6 protein-coding genes are annotated in these 6,483 nt (G+C 54.7%); all 6 read left to right on the top strand.

Annotated elements, in window-relative coordinates:
• Nucleotides 1-80 precede the first annotated feature (80 nt).
• On the top strand, nucleotides 81-287 hold the full coding sequence (locus RR842_RS02390) for a hypothetical protein (RefSeq protein ID WP_332553802.1): 207 nt from the start codon (nucleotides 81-83) through the stop codon (nucleotides 285-287).
• 41 nt (nucleotides 288-328) lie between these two features.
• A complete protein-coding gene (locus RR842_RS02385) occupies nucleotides 329-1,582 on the top strand; it encodes a Fic family protein (protein ID WP_332728920.1) in 1,254 nt (417 codons plus the stop codon).
• Nucleotides 1,583-1,782: 200 nt separating this feature from the next.
• Entirely contained in the window at nucleotides 1,783-3,873 is a 2,091-nt protein-coding gene (locus RR842_RS02380) for a glutamine synthetase III (protein ID WP_332515065.1), read from the top strand.
• A 167-nt stretch (nucleotides 3,874-4,040) separates the two neighbouring features.
• The gene (locus RR842_RS02375; RefSeq protein WP_332553804.1) at nucleotides 4,041-4,406 is read left to right on the top strand and encodes a hypothetical protein; all 366 of its coding nucleotides are present in this window, start codon (nucleotides 4,041-4,043) and stop codon (nucleotides 4,404-4,406) included.
• Nucleotides 4,403-4,732, top strand: a complete 330-nt coding sequence (locus RR842_RS02370) for a hypothetical protein (RefSeq protein WP_332553805.1) — start codon at nucleotides 4,403-4,405, stop codon at nucleotides 4,730-4,732. Before RR842_RS02375 ends, RR842_RS02370 begins: the two co-directional genes overlap by 4 nt.
• 541 nt (nucleotides 4,733-5,273) lie before the next feature.
• Nucleotides 5,274-6,386 carry an ATP-binding protein gene (locus RR842_RS02365; RefSeq protein WP_332728918.1) on the top strand — a complete coding sequence of 371 codons (1,113 nt, stop codon included), beginning with the start codon at nucleotides 5,274-5,276 and terminating at the stop codon, nucleotides 6,384-6,386.
• Nucleotides 6,387-6,483: the final 97 nt, after the last annotated feature.

Raw genomic sequence — 6,483 nt, 5'->3', positions numbered from 1 at the left:
CGCGTGTCGCTCCCGATGAACCCTAGCGATTCAGTATAGCGTAGCGAAGAGCAAGGTTTGGGGGAAAGGGCGCGCCTGCCGTGTTGGTGCCTCGCGCGCTGCTGCTGGACCCGCCCATCGTCATAGCCGACGATCCCACCAACGACCTTGATGCCATCAGTTCGGCCAGCGTAACCGACGTGCTGTTCGAGCGAGTGGAGCAAGGCGGCTACTGCGGCAGAACTGATCATTATACTTTGGTGGTATTATTCAGTTCTCTAACTTATAATAAACAAGTAATTTTATAAGTTAGATAACTAATGCTGGGCGCAAGTTATAATGAGGTGCAATGGAGTATAAAGAGCTTGCAAAGCTGTATCACCTAGACGCCAGCGCTTCGCGCGAATCAAACCTGCAAAGCGAGGAGCGAAGCCGCCGCGAAGCTGCCTCCACCTTTCGCATAAACCTCGAGACGCCGAACGGCAAGCTGTTCATAGCAGTGCCGCGAGAGCTTTCGGTGCTGAGCGAAAAAGTGCTCAGAGCCGAACATCGCGTTTCTGCTGCCATGCGCTCTCTGCCGGGAATTTCAGCCAGTGCCGTTATGAGAAGCCTCGTTCTCGACGAGGTCGTGTATACGAATGCCATCGAGGATATCCACAGTACGCGGCGTCAAGTGAAAGAAGCGCTTGAGGCAACCAAGGGAGCTCCCGACGCGCGCAGGTTCAAGGAACTGGCGATTCTCTACCTGAGCATTCCTGAGGGAGATGCGCTCGTGCCCGCTAAGCCCGAGGACATTCGTACGATTTACGATAAGGTGATGGATGGCGAATTGGCCGATGGACAGATTCCCGACGGCCGCATTTTTCGCAAAGACGGTGTCGATATCACCGCGGGTGGCGTCGCGGTTATTCATCGGGGTATCGAACCTGAAGCAAAAATAATCGAAGCTGTTCAAACCATGCTTTACCTTGTTGAGTCGGGCGATATGCCAGCCCTGTATGCCGCCATTGCCTCGCATTATATATTCGAGTACGCGCATCCTTTCTACGATGGCAATGGTAGGACAGGCCGGTACTTGCTCTCGCTGTTCCTCAGTGAATCGCTTTCCGCGCCAACGGTGCTCTGCCTTTCACGCATGATTCTTGAAAACCGCGATACTTATTACAAAGCATTCCGTATTGCCGAAAATCCGCTCAACCGAGGTGAGCTTACCTTTTTCGTGCACTCCATGCTTGAATTGTTGCTTGGTGCCCAGGTGGGAATATTAGATAGGTTGGAGAGAAGTAAAACTATTTTGGATGGTCTTGACGAGTCAATGAATGCAGCAAAAAGAACCTACCGCCTAAAGCCCCAAGAGTGCCAAATCGTGTTTACGCTTATGCAATATGAGTCTTTTGGTTTGATGGGCGATGCGTCGGTAGAGGAGCTTTCCCGGCTTTTATCTCTTGGATACCAGATGACTAGACTTTATTTGAAGGCTTTGGAGGAAAAAGGCATCGTCGGGAAGCTAAGGAAGCGCAATCCCCTCACGTTCGCCCTGACGGCGAAATTCATGAAAGAATACGAAGTGGAAGCTCCTGAGTGGCGCATCCCTGTGGTGTAAATGAACGGACTTTGCGCACTTTGTGTGCGGAAGCCCTCGGCAAAACCTTCCTGAAACATTTCGCCATTACTTTGATTACCACGTGGTGACGCTGCCTGTGCAGGTGTCGTCATGCTATCGTATTCCGATGATTGAAACGCGGCCTCGGCCGCGATCTTGAAAGAGCGGTTGACGGGTTGGCAAGTAAGGAGCACGCACCTATGGCGAAGGTTTCGGAAATCTACGGCTCGATGGTGTTCAACGAGCACACGATGCAGGAGCGCCTGCCTTCCGCAACGTACAAGAGCCTGCTCAAAACCATGAAAGAGGGCAAGTCTCTCGAAATCGAGGTAGCCAACGTCGTGGCTCACGCCATGAAGGAATGGGCTATCGAGAAGGGCGCCACCCATTTCACGCACTGGTTCCAGCCGTTGACCGGCATCACTTCCGAGAAGCACGACAGCTTCCTTGACCCGGTCAGCGACGGTCGTGCCATTATGAGCTTCTCGGGCAAGGAGCTCATCCAGGGCGAGCCCGATGCTTCCAGCTTCCCCTCCGGCGGCCTGCGCGCCACCTTTGAGGCACGGGGCTACACGGCTTGGGACCCCACCAGCTATGCGTTCATAAAAGATGAGGTGCTGTGCATTCCCACGGCATTTTGCAGCTACACCGGTGAGGCGCTGGACAAGAAGACGCCGCTTTTGCGCTCCATGAGCGCCATCGAGAAGCAGGCGAACCGGGTGCTGAAGCTGTTCGGCGAGCCCAACCAGCATATCGTGCCCACGGTCGGTGCCGAGCAAGAGTATTTTTTGGTCTCGGAGAAGGCGTACGCCAACCGCCAGGACCTGGTCATGTGCGGGCGCACCCTGTTCGGCTACGCGCCGTGCAAGGGCCAGGAGCTCGAGGAGCACTATTTCGGTGCCATCCGCCCCACGGTGAACGAGTTCATGAAGGAGCTGGACGACGAGCTGTGGGCGCTCGGCGTGCCGGCACGCACGAAGCACAACGAGGTGGCGCCCGCGCAGCACGAGCTGGCTCCCATCTACACGAACGCGAACCGTGCTATCGACGAGAACCTGCTTACCATGGAGAAGATGCGCCTTCTGGCCAGCCATCACGGTCTGGTGTGCCTGCAGCACGAGAAGCCCTTCGAGGGCATCAACGGCTCGGGCAAGCACAACAACTGGTCGCTGGCGGCAGGCAAGAAGAACCTGTTCGACCCCGGCGAGAGCCCCATGGACAACCTGCGCTTCCTGGTGCTGCTTACCGGTGTGATCCAGGCGGTCGACGATTATCAGGACCTGCTGCGCATGTCGGTGGCGTCGGCCGGCAACGACCATCGCCTCGGCGCGAACGAGGCCCCGCCGGCCATCATCTCCATCTTCCTAGGTGACGAGCTGGACGCTATCGTGGACGCGCTCATCGACGAGCACGAGTACACGAATGCCGAGAAGGTGGCCATGGACTTGGGTGTGGCCGTTCTGCCGAACTTCCTCATCGACAACACCGATCGCAACCGTACCAGCCCCTTTGCGTTCACGGGCAACAAGTTCGAGTTCCGCATGCCGGGCTCGGCGGTGAACCTGTCGGATTCGACCATGGTGCTGAACACCGCCATGGCGAAGAGCCTGAAAGACTTCGCGGACGCGATGGAGGGCAAGTCCGGCAAAGAGTTTGAGGCTGCGGCGATTGACTACATCCGCGACACGCTGAAGGCGCACCAGCGCATTATCTTCAACGGCAACGGCTACTGCGACGAGTGGTACGCCGAGGCCGAGCGCCGCGGGTTGGCGAACTTCCGCACGACGGCCGATGCGCTGCCGTGCTTTGTGTCCCGCAAGAACGTCGAGCTGTTCGAGGAATTCGAGGTGCTGTCGAAGACCGAGGTGATGAGCCGCTATGAGGTGAAGCTTGAGAAGTACAACAAGCTTTTGAACATCGAGGCGCGCGTGATGAAGCGCATGGTGCGCCGCGTGTTCCTGCCGGCTATCAACGACTATGCTGCCGAGGTGGCCAGCAACATCGTCACCTTCAAGTCGGCCTTGTCCGGCGCGAACGTCGATCAGCAGGAAGCGCTGCTGCACAAGCTGCTGGCTGGAGTGAAGGAGATCGACGTGCAGCTGCAGGCGTTAGACGCCGCGCACCATGCGGCCCTTGCCATTGCCAACCAACAGCAACGGGCCAACACCTATGCCCACGAGATCATCCCTATCATGGACAAGCTGCGTGGAGCCGTAGACGCCATGGAGATTATCACGGATCGCGACCGCTGGCCGGTACCCACCTACAACGACATTCTGTTCTACGTGTAAAGAGGCGCGGACGGATCGATAAGGTTTATGCAAAAGAAGCTTCCGGACTCTTCTGAGCTCGGGAGCTTCTTTGTTGTGTAGAAAATCGCTCATGCTTTGTATAACACCCTTTAAGTACGTGATACAATACGGATTGTAAGTTATATGAAATACGGAATGAGGCTGATATGGATATCGTGAGAGAAGGCAAACTAACCTTTGGGCGGGATCAAGTTGTCACTTCCTCGCATGCTGCCAAGAATTTTGGCGAGATGCGACGGCGCGCTAAGGAAGAACCTCTTTATGTTTCAGATCGCAACGACGGGATTGACACGGTTATAGTTGATTTTGATACGTTTGAAGCTCTGGCTGTTGAGCTTGAGAATTTTCGCGTACAGCGGTTATATGACACTGCCGCTATACGCCTTCAAGAAGGGGATGCAGACCTCACCCGGCAACCGGTGGGGCTCGCTGAAGTCCTGGGTGAAAAGTCCTACGCTGAATGGCTCTCACTTGATGCGGATGCCATTGCCGACAAGGATCTGTTTGAATGAGTGCTCCCCACGAAAGATTCGAAGTCCGTTTTTACAACGCGGTAGCAGCCAAGGAGTACCAGGCACTCGATGGCTCGGTAAGACGGTTGGTTGATATCGGACTTGCTAAGCTTCGTGTGCGAGCTGACGAAATTGGAAAGCCTCTGAGCGGGCCCTTAAAAATGTGCAAAGAACTCAAATTTCGGAGTGCGGGCATCCGGGTTATATTCAGAATTGTAGACGGAGTCGCTGAAGTTGTAGAGATCGTGGCTATTGGGCCAAGAGACAAGGGAAACGTTTTTGACGTCGCGAGCCAGCGTTTGAAAAGTGCTGGCGAGGGAAGTTAAAAGCACCCCCTAAACAAACAAGGTCGTCCAAAGGAGCGACAGCCTTGTTTGCGGGAGGAGAGAGCGTATGTGATATTCTTACTCGCTCCGTCATCTTAGGTACGCATCGGTGATTTGTCAGCAATATGAATCCGTCCACGGTTTCACGAAGTTCTGAATGCTCATCGTGATAGTTGACCTTAAAGCGCGATTGCTCCTTGCTCACGCACGATGGAAACGACCGCCAAAGATACCGCATAGTCAATCAAGAAGCAGGCAACGATCGTGAGAATGCAGAGCAGGAGCGTCGCGGAACGGTGCGCTTGATCGAAATACTTCCTGTTTCGCCTCCTTTTCAACAATGCTGAGCCTCAGCCATTCCTTTTGTTGCGTCGAGTTACCGCTCTGTGTTCTAACGACGATGCCGGTAAGGAGCGCGGTTGACCACATGTGTGAACGAGCATCGCCGCTCTGGGCTTACCGTGAATTTTCTTGCGAAATGAAAAGAAGTGAAAGAAAATGAAAAGAAGTGAAAGAAAATGAAAAGAAGTGAAAGGATTGAATGATGCAGGACAGGCCTCGCAACCCTTTTACTCCCAGCTTCGGGCAAATTCCCCTGCATATGGCTGGTCGCGAGATGGTGATAGACGAGCTGCTGCGAGCTTTCGATAATGGCAGTGGCGATCCTAACCTGTCGACTATTCTCATAGGGGCGAGAGGCACTGGCAAGACGGCACTGATGTCTCTTCTCGCGCATGAGGCGCAGGGTCGAGGGTGGCTGTCGGTGAACGTTTCTGCACTGCCTGGAATGCTTAACGACATCGTCCAGCAAGTTCGGCATGTCTCACGTGATGCCGTTGATAAGCCGGGCGGCATGAGGCTTAAAGGGGTAGGCATACCGCAAGTTCTTGATATTGAATGGGAGCGCGAGCCGCAAGAGCTCCCTAATTGGCGAACGCTTATGAGTGAAATCCTTGAGGAGTTGAACGAGCGTGATACTGGCCTGCTTATTACGATTGACGAGGTCCGCGGCGATTTTGATGAGCTGATTCAACTTATCGCGATTCATCAGCACTTCGTGAGGGAGGAGCGTAAAGTTGCCTTGCTCATGGCGGGTTTACCAGGAGAGGTTTCCTCCTTGCTGCAAGACAAGTCGGTCTCGTTTTTTCGCCGAGCCTGCCAGCGGCACCTGGGTCGCATTGACGACTTCGAGATAGAGCGTGCCCTGCGACGTACCGTTGAGGATTCGGGAAAAGAGATAGAGTCGATTGCGCTTAAGCGCGCGGTAGACGCCATCGGCGGATTTCCCTTTATGATGCAACTTGTTGGCTATCGGTCGTGGGAGGAAGGCGCTCTCCGGAAAAGTATTGGAGTGGCAGAGGTAGAATATGGCATACAGGCCGCTCAGCATGATATGCGTGCGCGTGTGCTCAATGCAACGCTCGACGAATTGTCGGACGGCGATGTGCGATTCATTGCGGCCATGGTTGAAGATGAAGGAGCGAGTCGCCTTGCGGATATCGCGCAACGCATGGGGGTGAGCGGAAACTATGCCGCTCAATACCGAAGACGCCTTATCGAAAACGGCGTGATTGGTCCTCGGGGCCGGGGCAAGATTGATTTTGAGCTTCCTGGTATGAGGAATTACGTTCGAGAGCAGCTCGTGGATTTTTAACCAAAGCGCAGGGCGATACTGCTCGTAACCTCAAAAGGAGTATGCCAATGATCGAGTATTTCTGCACGGATGGACAGCAGGCGCTCCGGAAGCTCGA

Origin of the sequence: Gordonibacter sp., from assembly GCF_036667095.1 — a bacterium.
Taxonomy (GTDB): domain Bacteria; phylum Actinomycetota; class Coriobacteriia; order Coriobacteriales; family Eggerthellaceae; genus Gordonibacter.
Note: the sequence above shows the minus strand (reverse complement) of the source record. Positions and strands in the feature narration are given on the sequence as shown.

Coding starts and splice junctions, on each gene's coding strand:
- RR842_RS02385 (WP_332728920.1), top strand. CDS start 329: ATGGAGTATAAAGAGCTTGCAAAGCTGTATCACCTAGACGCCAGCGCT.
- RR842_RS02380 (WP_332515065.1), top strand. CDS start 1,783: ATGGCGAAGGTTTCGGAAATCTACGGCTCGATGGTGTTCAACGAGCAC.
- RR842_RS02375 (WP_332553804.1), top strand. CDS start 4,041: ATGGATATCGTGAGAGAAGGCAAACTAACCTTTGGGCGGGATCAAGTT.
- RR842_RS02370 (WP_332553805.1), top strand. CDS start 4,403: ATGAGTGCTCCCCACGAAAGATTCGAAGTCCGTTTTTACAACGCGGTA.
- RR842_RS02365 (WP_332728918.1), top strand. CDS start 5,274: ATGATGCAGGACAGGCCTCGCAACCCTTTTACTCCCAGCTTCGGGCAA.